Genomic DNA, 24,120 nt, shown 5'->3' with positions numbered 1-24,120 from the left:
GAAAAATCCTCCCTTTAAAGGGAGGGATGTCCTATCTATACTATTTTAAAGTAAAGCCCTGTATTTGTCAATTTACAATGACTTTGTACCCTCTCCTTCGGTTGGATATCTCTGGGCAAGTCGCTTCTTGAAGTAGTTGAAAAGTATAATGGATACACTGACTGCCGGCACCGAAAGGATCATTCCCATAACCCCGAATATTGTTCCTCCCACAATGATTGCAAGTAGTACCGTTAGGGGATGCATTCCCGTGGTCTTTCCAAGGACCTTGGGTCCAAGTATGTTGTTTTCAACCCACTGGATCAGTATGAAAAACACCCCAACCCAAAACGCCTTGATTGGACTGGCTATGAAAGCGAAAATGACTGCCGGTAAAAACCCCAGGAAGGGTCCGATGTAAGGAACAATGTCCGCCAGACCTGTTATAAACCCGATTACTATTGCAAATTCTATACCCATAAGGAAAAGAAAAATTGTGGTGGCTATTCCAACCATGGCAGCCATCAATAGCCTGCCCCTTATGAACTGAGACAAGGCAGTGTCTATTTCACGAAGCAATTCAAGAATTTCTTCCTTGTGCTTTTTAGGTATCACCTTCCTGAACTTGTCGATGAAATGCTCCTTGTCAACCAGCAAGTAGAAGGTAAGTATGGGAGTCAATATCCAGCTGATGATCCTGGTGAAAAGGCCTATCATGCCAAGAACAAATCTCTCAACACCGTTTGCTATTCCAGATTGAATCCTTTCCAGATTCTGTGATATGACATCCTCTATACTCTTTAGAAGCTCAGGCATTTCAATCAGGGAGTCCGAATAGCCTGAATACAGGTTTGTCATCCATAATGAGACCGTGTTGACATATCCGGGAAAATTTGTCACCAGTCTTTTGATCTCCTGACCGGTTCTTGGAAGGACCGAGACGGACAGGATTGATATGGTCCCAAGAATCAAAAGATATACTGTTATGGTGGCAAATATTCTCCTGAATCCCTTCCTCTCAAAGATATTCACAAGGGGATTTAGAAAGTATGCCAGAATCATTGATATGATTATAGTATAGAATGTATCTGCCACCAGGGTGTACCTTCTGAAAACCAGCGTAACAAAATATATGCCGAAAAGGGATATTATCACCCACAGTATCAGCCTAGTATTGTACCTTATTACTTTCTTGCTTGGAACATACCTGTTCCCAATGTTTATCAGATAATAGATTACCAGGGCCAGCAAAAGCGCTGACAGAATCCATACCAGATTTACAAAAAGAGAAGGCGGCGTATTGATCGACATTTAATCACCCCTGAACAGATAAAGACCATGGCTGGATGTTTCTACGCCATCTCTAACCAAAGTCTTTATAGGTCAATAATTATTCTTCCTCATCTTCAGGAAGGTCATGTAGATGTTCATCATCAAAGTCAACATCTTCCAGTCCTTCAATTTTTACCCCTGATTTCTTTGAATAATCAACAAGAGCTGATTTTATGGCTTGCTCAGCCAATACGCTGCAGTGCATCTTAACCGGAGGTAGTCCGTCCAGAGCATCAGCTACTGCCTTGTTTGTCAGTTCCATAGCTTCCTTTACTGTCTTTCCCTTGATCAATTCTGTGGCCATGCTGGATGAAGCTATTGCTGAGCCGCAGCCAAAGGTCTTGAACTTGACATCAGTTATGACATCTCCGTCTATCTTCAGGTACATTCTCATAATGTCCCCGCATTTTGCATTACCCACTTCACCTACGCCATCTGCATTTTCAATTTCACCAACGTTACGTGGCTGAGTGAAGTGCTCCATTACTTTTTCTGAATACATTTATATTCCCCCCTGAACTTTATCATATAATGGTGACATCTTTCTAAGTCTTTCAACGATTCCTTCTAGCTGTTCCACAACATAATCAACCTCTTCCTCGGTATTGGAAAGACCCAGAGACAGTCTCAGGGAACCGTGTGCTATTTCGTGTGGCAGGCCTATGGAAAGCAGCACATGTGAAGGGTCAAGTGATCCTGAAGTACAAGCAGATCCGCTTGAGCCTGCTACACCAACCATGTCAAGACTCAATAGAAGTGCCTCTCCCTCGATGAACTGGAAACAGAAATTCACATTCCCTGGCAGTCTCTTTTCAGGATGACCATTTAACCTTACATGAGGGATGTTGTCCTGAATCCCCCTTATGAGTCTTTCTCTTAATGCAACCAGCTTCTTGTTGTTTTCTTCCAGATGCTCATAAGCAAGCTCAACAGCCTTGCCGGTGCCTACAATTCCTGCAATGTTCTCTGTACCAGCCCTTTTGTTTCTTTCCTGTGCTCCACCTGCTATAAGGGGATCGATTTTTGTTCCTTGTCTGATATACAGAGCTCCAACTCCCTTTGGTCCGTACAGCTTATGTGCAGACATTGAAAGAAGGTCTATGTTCATTTCATTCACATCTATTTCTATGCTTCCAACAGCCTGAACTGCATCTGTGTGGAATAGGACCTTGTGCTTTCTTGCGATTTCACCAATTTCCTTGATGGGCTGTACCGTACCGATCTCATTATTTGCAAACATAATTGAAATAAGTATTGTATTGTCCTTGATGGCTTTCTCAAGCTCCTGGAGGTTAACCATTCCATATTGGTCCACATCCAGATAGGTCACTTCAAAGCCTTGCTTTTGAAGATACTCACATGTGTGAAGTACTGCATGATGCTCAATCTTGGTTGTTATGATGTGATTTCCCTTTTCCTTGTGTCTGTATGCAATTCCCTTTATAGCCCAGTTGTCCGACTCAGAGCCACCGCCTGTGAAATAAATCTCATTCTTCTTCGCACCTATACCCTTTGCAACCTGTTCCCTTGCCTTGTCTATTGCAAGCTTGGATTTGCTGCTTAGCTGATAGACACTTGAAGGATTTCCATAGAACTCTGAAAAATATGGAAGCATCTCCTGGAGGACTTCCTTTTTGACAGGTGTTGTAGCCGAGTGGTCCATGTATATCATTTTATCCATTAATCTCCCCCCAATTCAGTGTTTATTCCATTATTGTCCTTTATCATATCCATAAGAGTTATGGAATCAATAACCTGGTCAATACTGTTCTTGATCTGGCCCAGTACCCACTGGGTCGCACATCTGTCATCTCTGCTGCAGTCGTAGCTTCCGTCTGCGACACAATCAGATGGGGACATCTGTCCTTCCAGAGACCTTAGAACCTCTCCCACTGTTATCTCCTCTGGCATTCTTGAAAGCATATAGCCACCGTAGGCCCCTCTTACGCTCTTGAGCAACCCGTCCTTTTTGAGACTTGAAAAAAGCTGCTCCAGGTAATTTTCGCTTAATCCCTGCTTTTCAGCCACGTATTTCAGGGAAATGGGTCCCTGGCCATAATCCTGGGCCAGTTGGTACATGGCCATAAGGCCGTATCTTCCCTTGGTTGACAATTTCATTTCATCACCTCTTTAATCCCAACTTAATTAGTCGGTATTCCTAATATAGTATAGTATATCCGGGTAATCTTGTCAACATTGAAAAGCACATAAGGCCGGGAAATTTCCCAGCCTTATGTTTAACTATTAGTCCTGTATATTAAGTTTCTTCCTCAAGCTCTGAAACATGTCTGCTGTCATGTCCTCAAGTAGGAATTCAGGGTTCCAATCCCATTGTGCCCTTGCCTCAGAATCGCCCAATGAATTGGGCCAAGAATCTGCAATGGCCTGTCTTACCGGGTCAACGTCGTAATCCAGCTGGAATTCAGGAATATGCTTTCTGATGGAATGGGCCATATCCTCAGGATCAAAGCTCATTGCTGTGATATTGAAGGCATTTCTATGCTTAAGTCTTGACGGGTCTGCCTCAAGAAGCTGAACTATTGCATTCAGTGCATCAGGCATGTACATCATATCCATCTTTGTTCCCTTGTCGATGAAGCTTGTGTATTTCTTTTGCTTTAGTGCCTCGTAGTAGATGTGAACCGCGTAGTCTGTGGTTCCTCCACCTGGCAGGGTATCGTTTGATATCAGTCCAGGGAATCTTACTCCCCTTGTATCCACCCCGAATTTATGGTAGTAGTAGTCGCAAAGGTTCTCTCCAGCCACCTTTGTAACCCCATACATTGTACCCGGTCTCATGATTGTGTCCTGTGGAGTCTTGTCCTTTGGTGTGTTCGCCCCAAAGACTGCTATTGAGCTTGGAGTGAAAACTGACAGGTCTTTCTCCCTTGCTAACTCAAGTACGTTGTACAGTCCATTCATGTTGACGTTATAGCACAGCTGTGGCTTGGCTTCACCAACGGCTGACAGGATCGCCGCCAGGTTTACGATGGTATCCACCTTATACCTGTCCACAACCTCTCCCATCTTCTCTCTGTCCAGGATATCAAGCACCTCAAAGGGTCCGCTTTCAATAAGATCCTTGTGTGTATCCTTAGCCTGCATATCAGTCATAACGACATTATCATTGCCGTAGATGTCTCTCATTTTTTTGGTCAGCTCTGAACCTATTTGTCCAAGGCCTCCTGTAATTAGGATTTTCCTCATATATTTAATGCACCTCCGTCGATTTTGAATTACTTCGTCTACATTATAACATACTAGGAAAAAAATAATACACCTATTGAATTATCCAGAATATTAAAATTGTATTGAATCTTTAAAGTACTTGGTCTGTTACATTGTAGCTGAAGCAGATCCCAAGGGTCTTAGGACCAAGGTGGGCACCGATTACGGGACCTAGCTCATCTATCTCCACCGTCACTCCAGGGTAGGTTTGTCTTAGGGTTTCACTCAGCTTTTCAGCCTCCTGAATATTTGTCACATGACAAAGGGAAATACGATCCACCTCTTCTGGAATATATGTCAGCAATCTGCTTATGGCCTTTTTCCCGCCCCTTACCTTCTCTACGAGCTTAAGCTCTCCATCCAGCATCCTGATCACAGGCTTTATACTCAATATGTTCCCGATCCCTGCCTGTAGTGAGGATAGCCTTCCTCCCCTGCTTAGGTACTCCAGGGTATCGGTTGTAAGTACGATGCCCAGATTTTTCTTTTTACTTTCAAGCTCCTGAAAAATCTCCTGGGCATCCAAACCAGCCTTTGCCAGCCCTACAGCGTCCTGGACCAGGAACCTCAAGGTTGCAGCAGCTCCAAGGCTGTCAATCACCTTTATGTTTTCAGGATCCACCATTTCTGCAGCCATATGTGCACTGGTATAGGTTCCACTTATCTTGGAAGAAAGTGTAACAACCACAATCTGGTCATAGCTTTTAAGCGCCTCATGAAAAGCGGCTGCAAAGTCTCCAACAGCTGGTTGACTTGTTGTGGGAAAGAGATCAGTGGATTTTAGCTTATGGTAGAATTCACCGAATTCACCCTTGAAGCCTTCCTTGAAATCCTCTCCATCAAAAACATAGTTTAATGGAACTACCGTAATATCTTCATTTTCAATGTAATTCTTATCCAGATAGCTTGTACTGTCTGTTATGATTTTTATTTTCATTAAAGCACCTCCAAAATTTCAAAAAAAATAATGATTCTGTTAAAAATCAACAGAATCATTATTGCATAATTTCTTCTATTTTACAACAATATTGTATATCTTTCCTGGGACGTAGATTTCCTTGACCATTGTCTTACCCTCCAGGAATTTTGTGATTGCTGGAACCTGATCAACCTTTTCCTTAAGGTTTTCCTTAGGCTCGTCCAGGGCAACAGTGATTGTACCCCTAACCTTGCCATTGACCTGTACAGGAAGTTCTATTACCTTGTCAATGGTCTTGTCCTGATCATATACAGGCCATGTCGTCTCGAACAATCTTCCCTTAAGGCCCACATTTTCCCAAAGCTCCTCTGTTATGTGGGGAGCAACAGGATTCAGAAGCACCAGATAGGTTTCAAAGTCCTTCCTGGTAATTGAGCCATGGTCGTTGAATTCATTCAGAAGCGACATCAAGGCCGCTATGCCAGTGTTGAACTTCAGGGTCTCAAAATCCTCGCTTACCTTTTTTATGGTTTTGTGGATTGAGGATTCAAGCTCTGTTGTATACTCTTCACCATCCTGAATTATGTCCTGAAGTCTCCATACCCTATCAAGGAATCTTCTACAGCCCTTTACTCCGTTTTCAGACCAGGGAACACTCTTCTCAAAGTCTCCTATGAACATCTCATAGGTTCTCAGTGTATCGGCGCCGTAATCGTTAACTATATCATCAGGATTTACTACATTTCCCCTGGATTTTGACATTTTTTCATTGTTGTCCCCAAGAATCATTCCATGTGATGTCCTTTTTGAATATGGCTCCGGTCCTGGGACAACCCCTATATCATATAGGAACTTATGCCAGAATCTTGAGTACAGCAGGTGAAGGGTGGTGTGCTCCATTCCTCCGTTATACCAATCAACAGGCATCCAGTAGTCAAGAGCCTCCTCTGAAGCAAAGCTTTCACTGTTGTGTGGATCTGTATATCTTAGGAAGTACCATGATGATCCAGCCCACTGTGGCATTGTATCAGTCTCCCTGTGGGCATCCTTGCCACACTTTGGACAAGTGGTGTGCACCCAGTCGTGGATATTTGCCAGTGGTGATTCTCCCGTCTCTGTAGGCTCATAGTTGTCAACCTCGGGAAGCAGAAGTGGCAGGTCTTCCTCAGGGATTGGCACCCAGCCACAGTCATCACAATAGACCAAAGGTATGGGCTCTCCCCAGTATCTCTGTCTGGAGAAGACCCAGTCCCTAAGCTTGTAGTTAACCTTCTTCTCTCCTAGGCCCTGTTCATCCACCCACTCTATCATCTTCTGGATTGCTTCCTTCACTTCCATCCCATCTATGAATCCGGAATTCACAAGGATACCTGAATCAGTGTCAGTGTAGGCTTCCTTTTCAATATCTCCGCCCTTGATTACCTCAACTATCGGTAGGTCAAATTTCCTTGCAAACTCCCAGTCCCTTTGGTCATGACCAGGAACAGCCATTATTGCTCCGGTACCATAGGTCATCAGCACGTAATCAGATACCCAAAGAGGAATTTCCTTTCCGGTTGCTGGATTTATTGCAGAAAGACCCTTTAGCTCAACCCCTGTCTTAACCTTTGAAAGCTCTGTCCTTTCAAAATCGCTTTTGTTAAGAACCTCTTCAGCATAAGCCCTTACCTGGTCGATGTTCTCTATTCTGTCTGCATACTTTTCAATCAGCGGGTGCTCTGCTGCAATAACCATATAGGTGGCTCCAAAGAGGGTGTCAGGTCTTGTTGTAAACACCCTTAGCTTGTCCTCTCCCCCGGATATGACAAAGTCCAACTCAGCTCCAACTGATTTCCCGATCCAGTTTGTCTGCTGAATCTTCACCCTTTCAATGTAGTCCACAAGGTCAAGGTCATTGATAAGCCTTTCAGCATACTCTGTAATTTTGAGCATCCATTGGTTCTTGACCTTTCTGACAACCTCACTGCCGCAACGCTCGCAAACCCCTCCAACAACCTCCTCGTTGGCCAGTCCCACCTTGCAGGATGTACAGAAGTTTATTGGGAATTCCTGCTTGTAGGCAAGTCCCTTTTCAAACAGCTTTAAGAATATCCATTGGGTCCATTTGTAGTAGTCCGGGTCTGTTGTGTTTACCTCTCTGGACCAGTCAAAGGAAAAGCCTATTGACTTAAGCTGGCTCTTGAATCTTTCTATGTTCTTTTCGGTTACAATTCTCGGATGAATCTTGTTCTTTATTGCAAAGTTCTCTGTGGGCAGTCCAAATGCATCCCAGCCCATTGGAAATAGAACATTGTACCCCTGGTATCTCCTTTTTCTCGCTACTATATCAAGCGCCGTGTAGGGTCTGGGATGACCTACGTGAAGACCGTTTGCAGATGGATACGGGAATTCCACCAGGGCGAAGAATTTTGGATTCTCACTGTCGTTTGTAGCCTTGTATACCTGCTCCTGATCCCAGATATCCTGCCACTTCTTCTCAATATCCTTTGGATTGTACTCTCTCATTGAATGACCTCCTTAAATTTCAAAAAATAAAACCTTTCATCTCCATAGAGACGAAAGGTTATTCCGCGGTACCACTCTTATTGATTAATCCACTTTATGTCCCTTAACGGTGACAGCCGTCCAGGACTTACACCCTGGAAACTCCGAGATGAGTTCAAGTGCTTCATATACTGCTTTTCACCCTCCAGCAGCTCTCTGAAATCAATTCACACCCTACTTGTTCTCTTCAATGTTTGTCTGATTTAGCTTTGATTATAGCAAATGCAGGTATTCTTAGCAACACTTATTTAGAATTCGGCTGAGTTCACTGTTCTTGGGAATGGGATCACGTCTCTGATATTTGACATTCCAGTGATATACATAACCGCACGTTCAAAGCCCAATCCATAGCCTGCATGCTTTGTCCCTCCGTATTTCCTCAACTCAAGGTACCACCAGTAGTCCTCTGGATCCATTCCGATGTCCCTTATCTTCTGCTCAAGCACCTCAAGACGTTCCTCCCTTTGGCTCCCGCCGATAATCTCCCCTACTCCAGGTACCAGAAGGTCCATTGCTGCAACGGTCTTGTTATCTTCATTGACCCTCATATAGAAGGCTTTGATTTCCTTTGGATAGTCAATTACGAAAACAGGCTTGTTGAATATCTTTTCAGTTATATATCTCTCGTGTTCAGTCTGAAGGTCCATTCCCCATTCAACTGGATATTGGAACTCCTCTCCTGACTGAAGCAGCTTTTCAATTGCTTCAGTGTAAGTGATAACACCAAAGTCCGATTGAACTATCTTGGTCAGCCTTTCAATTATTCCCTTGCTAACAAAGTTGTCAAAGAACTCCATCTCCTCTGGTGCGTTGTCCAGAACATACTGGATCATATACTTGAACATGTCCTCAGCAAGCTCCATGTTGTCCTTAAGCTCTGCAAACGCAATCTCTGGCTCTATCATCCAGAATTCAGCCGCATGTCTTGGAGTGTTTGAGTTCTCTGCCCTAAAAGTGGGTCCAAATGTGTAGGTGTTCTTGAAGGCCAAAGCAAATACCTCCGCCTCAAGCTGACCGCTTACAGTAAGGTGGGTTCCCTTTCCAAAGAAATCCTTTGAAAAGTCCACACTGCCGTCCTCTTTCCTTGGAGTATTGTCAAAGTCCAATGTGGTGACCCTGAACATCTCTCCAGCCCCCTCTGCATCAGAGCCTGTTATGATTGGAGGATGTGCATAGATAAAGCCTCTCTCCTGGAAAAACTTGTGGATGGCGTAAGCCAGGATTGACCTTACCCTGAAAACTGCACTATAGATGTTTGTCCTAGGTCTAAGGTGTGCGATAGTTCTTAGGTACTCAAGGGTGTGTCTTTTCTTCTGTATTGGATAATCGCTAGTTGACTCACCCTCAAGAGCGATTCCCTCCGCCTTGATTTCAAATGGCTGCTTGGCTCCTGGAGTCTGAACCAGTGTACCCTCCACTACTATGGCAGAATATATTGCCAGCTTTTCAACTTCCTTGAAATTTGTTAAGGTATCGTCATAAACAATCTGGATATTCTTAAAGAATGAACCATCATTCAGTTCGATAAACCCAAAAGCCTTTGATGATCTGGATGTTCTTATCCAGCCCTCAAGTCTTACTTTCTTGCCCATGTAATCCTCTGAATTCCTGAAAATATCCTTTACTGATAACTTCATCTCATTACCTCCCTGTTAGTATTAGAAAAAACAAAAACCCTCCATCCTTATAATAAGGACGAAAGGTTATCTTCCGCGGTACCACCCTGTTTGCTGTGAGCCTCTTTGACACTGTTAACGGTGTGCTGCCGTCCAGGCCTACCGGGATTCAATCCTTTCGGTTGGAGACTCGTGGGTGTTCTTCAGCAGAGGCTTCGTACCGGCGTCTCACTGTTACCGGCTCCCTTGAACTACTTCCTGTGCCTACTCTCCCCTTCAAAGTCGGGATTCTTTTAGATTATTATAAATTGAAGACCAGTGTTTGTCAAGAAAATACCTGTATTTTCAATGAATATCGTACAATGAACAACGAACAATTATATAGGGCAGGTTCGGGGGTACGAGATCTCTCGACAGGCTCGAGATGACGCTTGGGTCGATCTCATGGGTCCAAGATCCTTCGGCAAACCTCAGGATGACAGATATCATTAGCCCGAAAGGTGCTTTGCAAAGCTGTTCATATGAAAGAACGACTTTAAAATCCAGCGAGGATTTCGGAGTGCTTTGATTCCTCCAAGCGAAGCGGCATAGGAATCAGCGGTGAAAACGAGCTGATGATTTTAATCGGACTTGAAGAACCACGTGCCCGGCAATAGAAATATCAGAAATCTACGATTTCTAGATATTTCATTGAGAGGGTAAGAACTGCGTGCAAACACCTGAGGGCTATGGAAGCCAGATCTCTCCACAAGGTCGAGATGACAATAGCATTAATTACCCTGTCCTGGTTAAATCTTTAAATCTTAAGTCTTCTAATTGTGATCTGTGAACTGAGAATTGCGAATTATCTTTTCTTCTTCATCCCATCCTTGATCCTCTTCTCATATCCATGGTCAGTGGGCTCGTAATATACCTTGTCCTCCATTCCCTCTGGAAGGTAGGCCTGCTCAACATGCCCTCCAGGGTAGTCGTGTGGATAGAGATAGGTCTTTCCATGACCCAAAGCCTTCGCCCCACCGTAGTGGGCATCCTTAAGATGAAGTGGAACAGCTCCTATTTCATTGTTTCTTATATCCGACAGTGCCTTGTCAATTCCAAGGTAGGCCCGGTTGCTCTTTGGTGCTGTGGCCACGTACAGGGCTGCCTGAGACAGTATTATCCTTCCTTCCGGCATTCCTATTGCATGGACAGCCTGAAGGGCTGCAGTGGCAATCTGAAGGGCCTGGGGATCTGCGTTGCCCACATCCTCCGAAGCTGCAATTATGATCCTTCTTGCTATAAATATTGGATCCTCTCCCGCATTGATCATCTTGGCCAGGTAGTACAGGGTTGCATCAGGGTCAGAGCCTCTCATACTCTTAATAAAGGCTGAGATTGTATCATAGTGCTCATCCCCTCCTTTGTCGTACTTGGCCGTCTTTACCTGAATGGATTCCTTGATACCCTCAAGGTCAATAACTCTTGTTCCATCCTCTCCAGGTTCGGTCGACAGAACCCCTATCTCAATTGAATTGAGAAGGATCCTCCCATCCCCCTGGGCAATGGAAAGAAGGTAATCCCTTGCATCATCAGCAAGCTTCACCTTATAATCTCCCAAACCTTTTTCCTTATCTTTCAGCGCCCTGTCAAGCAGCTGCTCCAGATTCCTTCTCTCCAAGGGATGAAGCAGGAGAACCATGGCTCTTGAAAGAAGAGCCTTGTTAACTTCAAAATATGGATTTTCCGTTGTGGCTCCTATGAGGATGATTATTCCCCTTTCCACAAATGGCAGAAGGGCATCTTGCTGGGACTTGTTGAACCTATGTATCTCGTCAACAAACAGGATGGTCTTTTTTCCTCTAAGCTTTAGGTTTTCCTCTGCCCTTGCAACGACCTCCCTTATATCCTTAACCCCCGCTGTAACTGCAGAGAGCTTCTCAAATCTCATTTTTGTCTGGTTCGCAATTATCATGGCAAGTGTGGTCTTGCCGGTTCCCGGAGGCCCGTAGAAGATCATGGAGTTGATCCTGTCAGCCTTTATTGCTCTATTTAAAAATTTACCCTCTCCAAGGATATGCTCCTGACCCACGAATTCCTCAATACTTTCCGGTCTCAATCGATCAGCAAGAGGGGCTTCCTTTTTTAGTTTGTCCTCCATCGACATAGTAAACAAATCCAATTAGATCACCTATTTTCATTTTTTCTGATACATACAATTATTATATCACAACATGCCCTCATTCTGCATAAATGGAAAAGGAGCCACAAGGGCCCCTAAATTATTCTCTTTTCCACATATTCGCTTGTCATTATTCTAAGCATGCTCACATAATGCATTTTAAAGGACACTATGTCCCCAACCTTGTAATCCTTCTGGGCATCTGAACCATCAAGTATCAAGTGATCGGAGCTACCGCCAAGGATTATCAAGCCAGGATCAATGGGGCTCAGCGTATCAATATCCATGTCCTGCTTACCCACCGCACAGAGTATCCTCTTCCTTACACCTCTGTCCACAAATGTAGGGACCTTCCCGAAGGCATCCCGTCCTATTTCTTCAGTTGGCACTGAAGGTTTTTCCTTAACCTCAATGACCTGAGCCTCAAGTGTGAAAACTGAATCGTCAGTGCCAGGAATTCTATTCCCATATGCTGCCTCTGTTCCCATCAATAGAGCCTCTCCCATTCTCAGATGGTTGATTCCCTTAGGGATTCTACCGTCAAGAAGATGAACCGTGCTTGAATTTCCCCCTGAGACTATCTCCAGCTTTATTTTAAACTTATCTTCAACTCTTGTGACCATATCCACAAGCTTCTGAAGGATCCTCTCATTTGGAATGACTCCACCATAGCAGGTAAGATTGACACCCAGTCCCTTTATTTTAATCCATTTAAGGTCCAGTATCTCCTTCACAGCCTCCATAAGATCTTCCTCATGGAAGTATCCTTCCCTCAGGTCTCCCAGGTCAACCATGAGTATTACATCATGAACCTTGTTGTTCTTTTGGGCAGCGGCATTGAGGGCCTTCACGGTTTCAACCTCTGAATTCAAGGAAATGTCCGCATATTTAACAAGCTCCTCTGCCTCGGAAATCATGGGAAGTCTCAGCATAAGCTTAGGTATTTGGAGATCCTTGAGCTTCTTGAGATTCTGCAGTCTCGAATCTGCAAGGTAGGTCACTCCTCCGTCCACATAGGCCTTTGCAATTTCAGGATTTGCAGAAAAGCCCTTTGTAACTCCCGCAATTGTTATATGGAATGGAGCAACCAACTCCATTACTGTTCTTACATTGCTTCTAAGTTTCTCGGTATCTATTGTAATTCTTGGATATGCCATAGCATTCCTCCTGTTCTATCTCAATCCAAAGCTCTTCATCATAAGGTCAAGAGCTATTTCAGGGTACTTCTTGGACATAACTCCCAGTGATGCCATTATATAGTGGTTATCCACCAGTATTTCGGCCTCTTTGTTGGGCAAGAGATCAGTTCCGTTGTTTGATAGGGGAATCTTTTTTATTATCTCAGTTCTCCCCGGAAGCCTAGTCAATGCACCACCGGTTCCAACAATATATCTCACCCCTGTAAGGTCCTTTCCTTCAGCGATTGTCTTCTTGCCGCTTGGTCCATAGATATGCTTCAGTCTTCCACTGTGTCTCTTTACGGCAGTAAGTGTTGCATGCTCTGTAAGAACCTCAACAAACCTTTTCTCAAGGTCTGATTTGGGTATAGGCTTATGGTGCTGGATAAGGTTATCCAGTGCAGGCTCGTCAAGGTCCAGCTCTTCCATAAGTTTTTTCTCTCCAACCATTTCGACGATGTTCCTCATATTTACAAAAACTCCAAGGTCTCCCTCCACTGTCCTTTTTGCCATGGGTTCCGGACTCAGGATGATTCTTGAAATTTCCTCACTGTCCTCTGTAACTGAATGAACATCCGTAGTGGCTCCACCCACATCTATTGTCATCAGGTCTCCAATCTCTTCATAGAGAACCTGAGATGCCTCCATGACAGCACCAGGGGTTGGCATAATGTTTCCTGTGACCATGTCCCTGATCTTCTCCATTCCCGGAGCATGGATTATGTGTTTTTCAAAGACAGACTGAATGACCTTCCTGGTTGGCTCAATATTCAGCTCGTCTATTTTGGGGTAGACATTTTCAACTATATACAGTTCATTATCCGTACCTTGGAAAATATCCCTTATATCTTCATGGTTCTCAACGTTTCCTGCATATATGACTGGAATCCCCAGGTTCAGTTCAGCTATGAGCTCCGCATTGTCCAGGGCGGTGTCCCTTTCCCCGTAGTCAACACCACCTGCAATGAGGATAATGTTCGGATTGGTTTCCTTGATTTTCCTGAGATCTGACTTTCTCAGCCTTCCTGCGGTTATATACTTGATATTCGCTCCAGCTCCAAGGGCTGCCTCCTTAGCGGCTCTGACAGTCATGTCATAGACCAGGCCATGTACAGTCATTCTAAGTCCACCTGCGGCGGAGCTTGTGGCTATAAGCTCGTCATACTCCACCTTGTCAACCTTCAGGTTTTTGCAAAGGTCATCTATGGCCTCGTGGAGACCGATTGTGACATCCCCTTGAAGGACAGAGGTTGCCCCCTGTCCCTGTCCAAGGAAAACCGGATCTGTTTCAATCTGGTTAAATGCATTTACAACTGTTGTTGTGCTACCTATTTCAGCTACCAGAAGATTAATCTTCATTGGCCATTTCACGTCTCTTCTTCACTAGGAAGGTGGCTACATGTGAACCTTTTGTTCCACGGCCAAATCCTGCGTCCATTCCATTTGCTACAGCCATCTCATTTGATACCTGAGTTCCTCCTGCAATAAATATCATCTTGTCCCTTACGCCTCTTTCAATGGCATATTGGTGAAGCTTCTTCATGTTCTTGTAGTGTATATCGTCGTGTGAGATGATTGTTGAGGTCAATATTGCATCTGCATTGATCTCAATCGCTGCATCTACAAGCTTCTCAACTGATACTGACGTTCCGAGAATATGGCATTCGATGCCGTATTTCTCGATACCACCGTGCTTGATGTCAATTATCTCACGGATTCCCACAGAGTGTTCGTCCTCACCTACAGTTGCAGCAACAACCCTCATAGGCTTCTCTTCAATATCTTCCCTGATCTGGTCATCTGACATCTCTTCAGGTTTCGGAGGAATTACCAGCTCGCTGGTGTCAATTGAGAAATCAACCTTACCCTTAAGCTCTATTCTCGTACCCTCTGCTTCCTGCATGATTTCCTTATGGATTACCTCACAGTCGTGAAGATTCATTTTCTTTGCAATTTCAAGTGCAGCAAACTCCGCTGTCCTAACATCTGTTGGAAGAAACATTGTCAGAAGGATGATTCCGTCTCCAAGCCACTCCATCTCCGGCTTCAGCTTTGTTGTTCCGATAAGATCCTTCACTTCCTCAAGTCTTACATTTACATTGTCGGACTCATCAAGCTCGTCAATGAAGATTATCTTGTCAGGATCCTCAAGTGTTGAGCCACCGATAAGCTTGGATGGGTTCTCAACATACTCCTCTCCGTACTGCGCCACATTGTTGTATCCAAAGTGAGCAGTAACAGGAGCCATGTAGTCCTGATCCCTTTCATAGACTGTACCTTCTCCAACACCACCGTCGATCTTTCTTACAATGCCGTCTCCGTTTCTTTCCGGATAATATCCTGAATCGACGAAGAAGCCCTCCTGGACTGCCTTGAAGTATCCTCCGATTTCAAGCATTTCCTCCATGAACAGGATAGCTCTTTCCTTAAGCTCCCTTACCATGTCTCCAAGCTCGCTGTCGTTCCTCTTTAGCTGGACCATTGACATCAGTCCATCAAGACCGTTGAATACCTGCTTTGCTGTATCTGTAGCCTCGATGTTGTAAATGTGCCAAGGCACATTTCTGCCTTCGTCAGGTGTAATTGTTGATTGAATGTCAGCCGATGTAAGCTGAGAAATCAAAAGGTTCAATACATGGGTAACGGTGGCTTCCCTTGCTGATGACTCCATGTATTTTGTGTTCTGCTGAGCTCTCATTCTGTATTCCTTGAAGAGGTCCCTCAAAGCCACTGCATATGGCAGGTCAAGCCTCATACTTGGTGCAGGTGGTGCAGTTGGCGGTACTGTTGAAAGGCAAATGTTACCCTTCTTCATTCCTACCTTTACGGAGAAGATGGAGTTTATGGCATGCTGCACCATCAATTCAGGCATTACCTTCCAGGCTTCCCTTGCAGTTGCATTTGCATTGTGGGCTCCGTCAATCTGTGCTATGTCAGCCCATGTCATTACCTTTTTTGCCTCAGCTGCGTCAACAAATGACCTGATCATGTTAATGTTTCTGTAAAGAACGTTGTACTGTGGATCCTGGTGGGCTCCGTTTACACCTTCCTCAGCGAACATAACAGCTATTTCAGGACCTGCAACCCCAGATACGTATGAATGGTAGTTTATTGGTCTTCCTACCTCTTCCTCTATCAGGTCAAGAGCCTTTCTCTGAGCCCTAACCTGCTTACGGCTTATTGGTATTCCTCCGACTCCCTGAGGTGTTCCTTCGATTAGACTTTCAAAGTGTGACTGTCCTGCTGTTCTTATTACCATCAGGTGGTCAGCACCATGCCAAGCAGCCATTCTCATTCTTCTGATGTCATCCTCAAATCTACCGGAAGCTATCTCAGTTGTGATGACAGGCTGTGGCTGTGGATCGATATTCTCAAAGTACTTGGATGCAGGAAGTGGCTGGCTTTGCTTCAGGTTCTCTGAAGTGTCATAGTATTCGAACTTACCAATCTGCCTCTTTTCGCCGACTCCCTCTCTCCAGTGCCATCCTCTTCTCTTTGGCCTGTAGTTCTCTATATCCTTCAACAATTCCTTGATGTTCAGTTTCTCATTTGGTTTAAGCTCCATTACTTGGCACCTCCTTCAAATAAGGGCTTTACTTCATCCCATGAATCTCCTTCAACCAGAAGAAGACCTGCTTCCCTTATGCTGATTCCCTTTTTGTCGGCAAGCTTGTATACGATTTGTCCTGCTCCCTTGCCTATCAAGCCCCTGTCAATTGCATTGTCAACAATACTTTTTGCCTCAACACTCGAGAAGCCCATTCTTAAAAGAACACTTCTCTCAATTGAAGGACTGGTATTTTTGTATCCCAGATCAACTATTGGGTCAACAAGCTTTTCAGCCAGTTCCCAGAACTTGGCTTCAAGCTGTTCTTCCGAAAGATCTGCCAGGTGTTTTCTTCTCTCCTGAAAATCATCTGCTCTCTTCATTATATTTCCTCCGTTTCAACTTTTACTCCCAATTCCTCCAGTGCTTCCCTTACGAAATCTTCGTTTGATTTTGTATCAGCCACAAGGAAATCAAGGTCTTCCCTGTTTACAGATTCAACTCCTGTGTTCTTGATGCAATTTCTTATATAGGACTTTTTGGTCTTTTCAATGTCCAGTTCTTCTATACACAGCATTCCAGGATTTTCTGGAAGAATTATATTCTCACCAGGAATCTCCTGGGAAGGATCTCCCTTCAGAATCTTAATCCCGTTTTCCTTGGCAAAGGTCAACTGAGGATTAATGTGTTTTCCAGCTCCTGTATACTCAGTTTCCTGTACCACAATAATCTGGTCCTCATCCATTTCCTGTGCCACAACAAATGCTGCGGCAAGTGCCGTGTTTCCTGCAGGTCCTCTCTCAAGGCCCTCAACCTGGGCCAGAAGCTCTGTCATATAGAATACCGAGCCCTGATTTACGGTTACATATCTATCCATGTACCTAAGAGGTCTTGCTGCCGATCTAGGAACGTCGGACCTGTCCGGCCAGGTTGCAAAGGGAATCCCAAAGCCTGTATGGCCTGTTGTGAAGGATTTCTTGTTGAATTGGGTGTCACTGGCCATGTGAAGTCCTGCAAGGCTTACGCTTGCACCAATAACCTTTGTATCCAGCGCACCTGCCTTAACAAGTCCTCTTGCAGTTCCTGTCAGATTCCCACCACCTGCATTTGTCACCATTACCGCATCTGGATCTCTTCCTTCCTTCTCTCTAAACTCCATGGAAAGTTCGTAGCCAAGAGTCTCAACTCCAGCTATTCCGAAAGGCGTGTAAAGGGATGCGTTGAAGAATCCAGTGTCCTCTAGAAGAAGCAGGAATGAATAGAAAAGCTCAGGACCAACAGAAAGCTGAACAACCTCAGCACCATATGCCTCACAAGCTCTCGCCTTCTCAATTATTTCAGGCTGTCCAACACCCTTTGAGTCATAGCATTCCTGTACGATTATACATTTAAGGCCCCTCATGGCGGCCTGTGATGCAACGGCTGCTCCATAGTTTCCTGATGTAGCCGCTATAACACCTTTATACCCCAATTTTTGCGCATGATAAACCGCTGTAGCTGCCCTTCTGGCCTTGAAGCTTCCTGAAGGATTGCTTGCTTCATCTTTTAGGAAAATTCTTGCTCCCTTGCCTGGAGCCGAATATCTTCTTGCCAGCCTTGTGATGTTTCTCAACTCATAAAGGGGAGTATTGCCAACAGTTGTTTCCTTTTGAATCTCTTCAATCTCCTGCAGGCTGTAGCCTGTTTCCTTCATCATTCTCTCATAATCAAATGAAATTCTGCCTGACTCGAACAGGTCGTAGTCAATGCCCACTGAAGACTTCATAATTTCAGGCTTTCTTGCCATAACAGCACTGAAGCTTCTATCCTTAGTCATTAATTTCACCTTCCTCCAATAGCTCTCTAGCCTGTCTTCCTATATAAAGCAGCTCAGGGACAGCCTTGCCGTAGTCATGATCCCAGAATGGATTAACTTCAAGCAGCTTTCCTGAGACCCTTCTTCCGATATAGGTTTCGATTTCAACGTCGTCTCCAATTTTTGCCTCATTGTTCAATAGAAATCCCTTATCCCACATTTCCAAGGGTACGCTTTGAGTGTCCTCTGGAATGTTTGGAGCTCTTTCTCCTACATTCAGGACAATCTTATGGATCCTTACCCAGTCGCCTTTTATTGCATCCATTGCTCTTCCTCCTTTTTCTACTTTCTTCATGGAAGAATGAGTAGATAAAATTATCTACTCATCTCTTCTATATTACATTTCCTTAATATTGTTGTTAAATGCTATACTTATTTACTCTACTTCAATCATCTTTCTCATGTCGCCCATGATTGCTCTTGGTACTGGCAGGTCAATCATAGTCTTTAATCCTGGTCTTGCATTGATAATATGTGGAATCATATTTACACACATAGCTATGGTTCCGATTCCTCCTGGAACCTCAGGTGAGTTCACAAGATTAATGTTTGGATTACCCTTGATTATTACATAATCTCCAGTTTGTACCCCTACCATCTCTGGCTCTATCTGCTGAGGGTGATCCATTTCTATCTTCATTTCTCCATCAACGTATCCAAAGCCTTTCATTGCACAACCTGCAACGTTTCCAGCCTTTGCAAACCCATAAGGTGACTTTCTGTCAACATCTGTCATGATTGGCTCCATTGACTGCTCTATCTTTTCAACTTCCCAACCTAATGCATCAGCAATCATTCTTATTGATTCAGGGAATCCAACGTGTCCTGAAAGGTGTCCTGTCCTTACTCCCTCTTCAAATTCTTCCTTGGTGATTCCAATTCCCTGCTCCTCCATTACAGCCGGTCCAAATGGTGAAAGGCTGTTGACCCTTCTTGCAGTTATGGAGTCAACACTTTCGCAGCAGCCTGTCATAAGAACAACAAGCAGGTCCATGATAAGTCCAGGGTTGATACCAGTCCCTATGATTGAAACTCCATTAGCCTTTGCAATCTCATCCAGCTTTTTAGCTTCCTCTGGTGATTGTGCAAGTGGATAAGCCATCTCTTCAGCTGATGAAACAACATTTATTTTCTTTTCCAGTATAAACTTCAGTCTATCAAAAGCAATCTTTGTAAAAGAATCTGTAGCAGTAAGTACAACGTCTGCACATCCCTCGGTTATAACATCTTCAGGTGTGCCTATAATAACATCAGGTCTGTCGCCTCTTTCAGTCGCAATATAATCATACATGCTCTTGCCAAGCTTGTTTCCTCTACCAACTGCGCCTACAATTTCAACGCCTTCCTTCTTCAGCAACATATCTGCCATACCGCTTCCCATTGCACCAAGTCCCCAAATAATTACCTTTACATTCTCTTTTCTCATAATACACCTCCGTTAGTATTTGATAAAGCTTACTCTTGTTCTGTCTATATATTATTGCAAGTCTCGTGCCAAAATTTCCGCACTAGTAATTTACACGTTTATCAGTTGTTTTCTCATAATTCTCCGGTAATTATATAATTTTTAACAATAAAACCGCAATATTATTTGCATTAGGTGCAAATAATATTGCGGTTATTTGTATTTCTTTAACTTGTGCTGCAATGTCTGTCTATTGATACCAAGATGCTTTGCAGTCTTTGTTATATTGTTGCTGTATCTGCCCATCATTTCAACTATCAGCTTTTCCTCTATTCCCTCAAGTAATTGTGGAAGTGACTTTTCAGACAATCCACTGATTAGATTGTTCCCAAGCTCTGATGTCCGAGGAATGAAATTTGATGTTATGAAGTTTTCCCTATTCAGAACCTTGTCCCTTGAAGACACCATATTCATGGCACCTTCAATGAAATTCTCCAGCTCTCGGATATTTCCTGGCCAATCGTAGTTCATGAAATCAATCATTACCTGGTCGGATACCTTCTCAATTGATTTGTTCAAAAGCTTGTTATACTTTTTGACGAAATAATCTGTAAGAAGCTGCAGATCGTCCAGCCTTTCCCTCAGAGGAGGTATGTGAATGTTGATTACGCTAAGTCTGTAATAAAGATCTCTTCTTATTGAGCCGATTTCTATGGCTGACCTTGGGTCATCATTTGTGGTTGCTATAATCCTGACATCAATTGGGATGTCCCTTAAACCTCCGATTCTCCTTATATATCCCTCCTGAAGGACTCTAAGGAGCTTCGCCTGCAAGGGAAGGCTCATGGAATTTACCTCATCCAATAGAAGTGTCCCACCATTTGCCTGTTCAAAAATACCCTCCCTCTCAATTGCTCCTGTAAAGCCTCCCTTTTCTGTTCCAAACAGGATCCCCTCCAGAAGAGAATCGGGAATAGCGGCACAATTCTGGGCTATGAAGGTGTTGTTTCGCCTTATACCATGGTTATGTATGGATTGGGCGAACATCTCCTTCCCGGTTCCTGTTTCTCCATGGATCAGAACGCTAGAAGGGGTTTCACTTGCCCTTTCCCCAACCTCCTTGGCCATTACCAGAGACTTGTTGTTGCCGATAATATTACCAAAGTTATACTTTTTTATTTGTGGAGTTTTCCTGGAGTCCCGCTTGCTTTCCTTCAGCTCCTGCTGAAGCTCCAGCAGCTGATCGGACAACTTTCTCAGGTTGGTTACATCCTGGGCAATTTCCATTGCTCCTACAATGACATTACCATTGTACAAGGGTATGGTTGAACTTATTGTGGTGATTGAATGACCCCTATAGTTGAAATAGGTCTGGGTGGAATTGAGAATCGGCTCCCCTGAATGTATCACCTTTATAAGAGTTGAGGTGTTTTCATTTAAGCTGGGGAAAATATCCAGAATATCCTTGTCCAAAACCTGGTATATCTCAAGCCCTTCCAACTCTGCCATTGCCTCATTGTATATGATGGTTTTTCTGTCCTTGTCAATTACGTGGACTCCAACATTTCCATACCGCAAAATGTTTTGCACCAACAGGTCATTAATTTTGTTTTTATTCATTAGTAAACAGCCCCTATTTATTCTCACCAAGAATTTTTTTAAGTTCGTCCATGAAGGAATTGACATCCTTGAATTGTCTGTACACAGACGCAAACCTTACATAGGCAACCTCGTCAAGGTCCTTAAGCTTATTCATTACAAGTTCACCAATTTGTGTTGAGGTGATTTCATTCTCGAGGGAATTAAAGATGGTCTTTTCAATGTCATCCACAATCTGCTCAATTGAACTCATTGAAACAGGTCGTTTCTCGCAGGCCTTTATAATTCCGTTCATAAGCTTGTTTCTATCATAGACCTGCCTGTTTCCGTCTTTTTTCACAACAACGATGGGTAGCTCTTCGATTTTCTCATATGTGGTAAATCTTTTTCCACAACTAATGCATTCCCTTCTGCGTCTTATTGCCTGCCCTTCATCTGTAGGTCTTGAGTCCACTACCTTAGATTCCTGATATTCACAATATGGACACTTCACGGTTATCATCCTCCCTACTAAAAGACGTATCCCTTTACTGGATACGTCCTCTGGTCTATTTGTTTCTGTCTCTTCTTCTTAGGAATATTGGAATGTCCAAATCCTCCATGTTTACTTCCTTTTCTTCCTTTGCCACAACAGGTTCCTCTGCCTTTCTTGCTCCAAACAGGCCTGCCTTTTGATTTATTGTGGATTTGTTCTTTACAGGACCCTCTTCAAAGCCTGTTGCAATAACAGTGATCTGAATCTCGTCTGACATGCTTTCATCTATTCCTGCTCCGAATATTATGTTTGCATCTGGATCTACTGACTGTCTTATGATATCTGCCGCTTCATTTACTTCAAATATTCCTAGGTCATTTCCTCCTGTGATATTAAGGAGAACTGATCTGGCACCTTCAATTGATGTTTCAAGCAAAGGACTTGTAATAGCTTGCTTTGCAGCCTCTGTTGCTCTGTTGTCTCCGGAAGCCTTGCCTATCCCCATATGTGCAATGCCCTTGTCAAACATGATTGTCTTGACATCCGCAAAGTCAAGGTTAATAAGATTAGGTACACTTATAAGGTCGGATATACCCTGTATGCCTTGCTTCAACACTTCATCAGCCATCATGAAAGCATCTGCCATTGTAGTCTTCTTGTCAGCAATCTGAAGCAGTCTATCATTGGGTATTGTTACAAGAGTGTCAACTCTCTCCTTCAATTCCTGAATCCCCTGCTCTGCGTGGAGAAGTCTCTTCTTACCTTCAAAGGTAAATGGCTTTGTAACAACTCCAACAGTAAGAATTCCCAGCTCCTTGGCGATTTCCGCCACAACGGGAGCTGCTCCTGTTCCAGTTCCTCCACCCATGCCGGCAGTGATGAAGACCATGTCAGCACCTTTAAGTGTTTCAAGAATTTCATTTCTGTTTTCTTCTGCTGCCTTGGTTCCAATCTCTGGATTAGCTCCTGCTCCAAGTCCTTTTGTAATCTTTTCTCCCAGTTGGACCTTCTGTTCTGCCCTGGATGAGTACAATGCCTGTTTATCAGTATTAAGGGCTATAAATTCAATACCCCTCACTCCGCATTCGATCATGCGATTTACAGCATTATTACCTCCTCCTCCTACTCCAAAAACCTTAATTCTTGCAAATTGGTCAACATCAATGTCAAAATCAAACATTCCCATTCCTCCTATTCTCATTTGGATGTTACTTTTGTGTTTTTACCGACTTTTCCTTGAATAGCCAGAGTCTTCTTATCTTAGCGAAATTGTCAAAAAGTCTGCTTCCAAAGGTGAAAATGGCTGCATAATACAGCGGAAATCCTAACCCATCCCCAATGTATGCCAAAAATGCCGCCAATATTGCATTTCCGAAAAAACCGGAAATAAAAATCCTGGTATTGAACTTGTTTTCCAGATTGGCTCTGATCCCTCCAAATACAGAGTCAAGACAGGCCAATATTGCCACGGATATATAAAGAGTGTATGCAGTGTTATAGGTATATGGAAGAAGAAATCCAATTATTGCTCCTACTAGTATTCCAATTAAAGCATATACCATTTACTCACCTTCTTCCATAGGTTTAGCATAATTAAACTTAAACGATCCCTTATAGGCAGCAACCTCTACCTTATCCTTTACGTATGGCTGAAGCCCAATTCCATATATTTTTGTCAGATTATCTCCATATGTACCTGGAGCATTAACAGCTGCCATCAACAATTGGGGATCACCTATTGCGTTTATTACAAAAGGTGTTCCAATACTTTTGCCATTTACACGTATTATTGGGCCTCCACATTTCACTTCACTTGATGCGATTATTCTCTGATCGTTTATACTGATCGCCTCGGCTCCCGCAACTCTCAGGTCATTGATTATGTTCATTATGTCAACATCATGGATTATATAATCATTGAAGTTCAGTCCTATGCCGCCACCAATATTATCATACATGATGATTTCCAGACCTGGACCTTCCATGGCTGTGTAGCCAGCCCTGTTCCTATTTTCCATGACATCCTTCTTTAGGATATCAATTATGTTGACCTCACCTGTATTGATGCTCTCCAGTGTTGTCAATTCAGCTTCCCTTTGAGCGACAATCTTTTCCAATTCACTGATTTCATTCCTTACAGCATCAATCTCCTTCCTGGTATCCATTATCGACTTAACTGTCACAGGAGTCAATAGCTGAACATTAAGTTTCATTTGAGAAGCTATAAGTATTCCCACCAGGATACTGAATACGGTAATCATAAGCTTGGGATTATTCCTATTCAT

21 protein-coding genes and 2 other annotated features are annotated in these 24,120 nt (G+C 43.6%); all 21 genes read right to left on the bottom strand.

Annotated elements, in window-relative coordinates; genetic code table 11:
- Positions 1-72 precede the first annotated feature (72 nt).
- On the bottom strand, positions 73-1,290 hold the full coding sequence (locus ACKVDP_RS08495) for an AI-2E family transporter (protein WP_409228388.1): 1,218 nt from the start codon (positions 1,288-1,290) through the stop codon (positions 73-75).
- A gap of 79 nt (positions 1,291-1,369) precedes the next feature.
- On the bottom strand, positions 1,370-1,813 hold the full coding sequence (gene nifU / locus ACKVDP_RS08490; protein ID WP_409228387.1) for a Fe-S cluster assembly scaffold protein NifU: 444 nt from the start codon (positions 1,811-1,813) through the stop codon (positions 1,370-1,372).
- Entirely contained in the window at positions 1,814-2,992 is a 1,179-nt protein-coding gene (gene nifS, locus ACKVDP_RS08485; RefSeq protein ID WP_409228386.1) for a cysteine desulfurase NifS, read from the bottom strand.
- Complete coding sequence (locus ACKVDP_RS08480; RefSeq protein ID WP_409228385.1) at positions 2,992-3,429, bottom strand: RrF2 family transcriptional regulator; 438 nt, start codon at positions 3,427-3,429, stop codon at positions 2,992-2,994. The genes nifS and ACKVDP_RS08480 overlap by 1 nt, the downstream gene beginning before the upstream one ends.
- 126 nt (positions 3,430-3,555) lie before the next feature.
- Positions 3,556-4,518: an L-threonine 3-dehydrogenase gene (locus ACKVDP_RS08475; RefSeq protein WP_409228384.1), complete on the bottom strand. Its 963-nt coding sequence runs from the start codon at positions 4,516-4,518 to the stop codon at positions 3,556-3,558.
- A gap of 112 nt (positions 4,519-4,630) precedes the next feature.
- On the bottom strand, positions 4,631-5,476 hold the full coding sequence (locus tag ACKVDP_RS08470; RefSeq protein WP_409228383.1) for a DegV family protein: 846 nt from the start codon (positions 5,474-5,476) through the stop codon (positions 4,631-4,633).
- Positions 5,477-5,551: 75 nt separating this feature from the next.
- Complete coding sequence (gene leuS, locus ACKVDP_RS08465) at positions 5,552-7,963, bottom strand: leucine--tRNA ligase (protein ID WP_409228382.1); 2,412 nt, start codon at positions 7,961-7,963, stop codon at positions 5,552-5,554.
- Between the two features lie 43 nt (positions 7,964-8,006).
- Positions 8,007-8,202: a binding site (T-box leader), on the bottom strand.
- A gap of 48 nt (positions 8,203-8,250) precedes the next feature.
- The gene (gene asnS / locus ACKVDP_RS08460) at positions 8,251-9,639 is read right to left on the bottom strand and encodes an asparagine--tRNA ligase (protein ID WP_409228381.1); all 1,389 of its coding nucleotides are present in this window, start codon (positions 9,637-9,639) and stop codon (positions 8,251-8,253) included.
- Between the two features lie 51 nt (positions 9,640-9,690).
- Positions 9,691-9,907, bottom strand: a binding site (T-box leader).
- A 555-nt stretch (positions 9,908-10,462) separates the two neighbouring features.
- Positions 10,463-11,776: a replication-associated recombination protein A gene (locus ACKVDP_RS08455; protein WP_409228380.1), complete on the bottom strand. Its 1,314-nt coding sequence runs from the start codon at positions 11,774-11,776 to the stop codon at positions 10,463-10,465.
- A 95-nt stretch (positions 11,777-11,871) separates the two neighbouring features.
- Positions 11,872-12,933 (bottom strand): ornithine racemase Orr, encoded by a 1,062-nt coding sequence (gene orr, locus ACKVDP_RS08450; protein WP_409228379.1) that lies wholly within the window; start codon positions 12,931-12,933, stop codon positions 11,872-11,874.
- Between the two features lie 15 nt (positions 12,934-12,948).
- Positions 12,949-14,325: a GlmL-related ornithine degradation protein gene (locus ACKVDP_RS08445; RefSeq protein WP_409228378.1), complete on the bottom strand. Its 1,377-nt coding sequence runs from the start codon at positions 14,323-14,325 to the stop codon at positions 12,949-12,951.
- Entirely contained in the window at positions 14,303-16,519 is a 2,217-nt protein-coding gene (gene oraE, locus ACKVDP_RS08440; RefSeq protein WP_409228377.1) for a D-ornithine 4,5-aminomutase subunit OraE, read from the bottom strand. Before oraE ends, ACKVDP_RS08445 begins: the two co-directional genes overlap by 23 nt.
- Positions 16,519-16,884: an ornithine aminomutase subunit alpha gene (locus ACKVDP_RS08435; RefSeq protein WP_409228376.1), complete on the bottom strand. Its 366-nt coding sequence runs from the start codon at positions 16,882-16,884 to the stop codon at positions 16,519-16,521. The genes oraE and ACKVDP_RS08435 overlap by 1 nt, the downstream gene beginning before the upstream one ends.
- On the bottom strand, positions 16,884-18,317 hold the full coding sequence (gene ortB / locus ACKVDP_RS08430) for a 2-amino-4-oxopentanoate thiolase subunit OrtB (protein ID WP_409228375.1): 1,434 nt from the start codon (positions 18,315-18,317) through the stop codon (positions 16,884-16,886). The genes ACKVDP_RS08435 and ortB overlap by 1 nt, the downstream gene beginning before the upstream one ends.
- A complete protein-coding gene (ortA, locus tag ACKVDP_RS08425) occupies positions 18,310-18,621 on the bottom strand; it encodes a 2-amino-4-oxopentanoate thiolase subunit OrtA (RefSeq protein WP_409228374.1) in 312 nt (103 codons plus the stop codon). The genes ortB and ortA overlap by 8 nt, the downstream gene beginning before the upstream one ends.
- Before the next feature lie 111 nt (positions 18,622-18,732).
- Complete coding sequence (gene ord, locus ACKVDP_RS08420; protein ID WP_409228373.1) at positions 18,733-19,782, bottom strand: 2,4-diaminopentanoate dehydrogenase; 1,050 nt, start codon at positions 19,780-19,782, stop codon at positions 18,733-18,735.
- A gap of 192 nt (positions 19,783-19,974) precedes the next feature.
- Positions 19,975-21,381: a sigma-54 interaction domain-containing protein gene (locus ACKVDP_RS08415; RefSeq protein WP_409228372.1), complete on the bottom strand. Its 1,407-nt coding sequence runs from the start codon at positions 21,379-21,381 to the stop codon at positions 19,975-19,977.
- A 13-nt stretch (positions 21,382-21,394) separates the two neighbouring features.
- Positions 21,395-21,853, bottom strand: a complete 459-nt coding sequence (nrdR, locus tag ACKVDP_RS08410; protein WP_409228371.1) for a transcriptional regulator NrdR — start codon at positions 21,851-21,853, stop codon at positions 21,395-21,397.
- A 55-nt stretch (positions 21,854-21,908) separates the two neighbouring features.
- Positions 21,909-23,015, bottom strand: a complete 1,107-nt coding sequence (gene ftsZ, locus ACKVDP_RS08405; RefSeq protein WP_409228370.1) for a cell division protein FtsZ — start codon at positions 23,013-23,015, stop codon at positions 21,909-21,911.
- A gap of 28 nt (positions 23,016-23,043) precedes the next feature.
- Positions 23,044-23,397, bottom strand: a complete 354-nt coding sequence (locus ACKVDP_RS08400; protein ID WP_409228369.1) for a small basic family protein — start codon at positions 23,395-23,397, stop codon at positions 23,044-23,046.
- Positions 23,398-24,120: a DUF881 domain-containing protein gene (locus ACKVDP_RS08395; protein ID WP_409228368.1), complete on the bottom strand. Its 723-nt coding sequence runs from the start codon at positions 24,118-24,120 to the stop codon at positions 23,398-23,400.

Source organism: Gudongella ferriphila, from assembly GCF_046224405.1.
Lineage (GTDB): Bacteria > Bacillota > Clostridia > Tissierellales > Tissierellaceae > Gudongella.
This window is presented reverse-complemented; position numbering and strand designations above follow the sequence as displayed.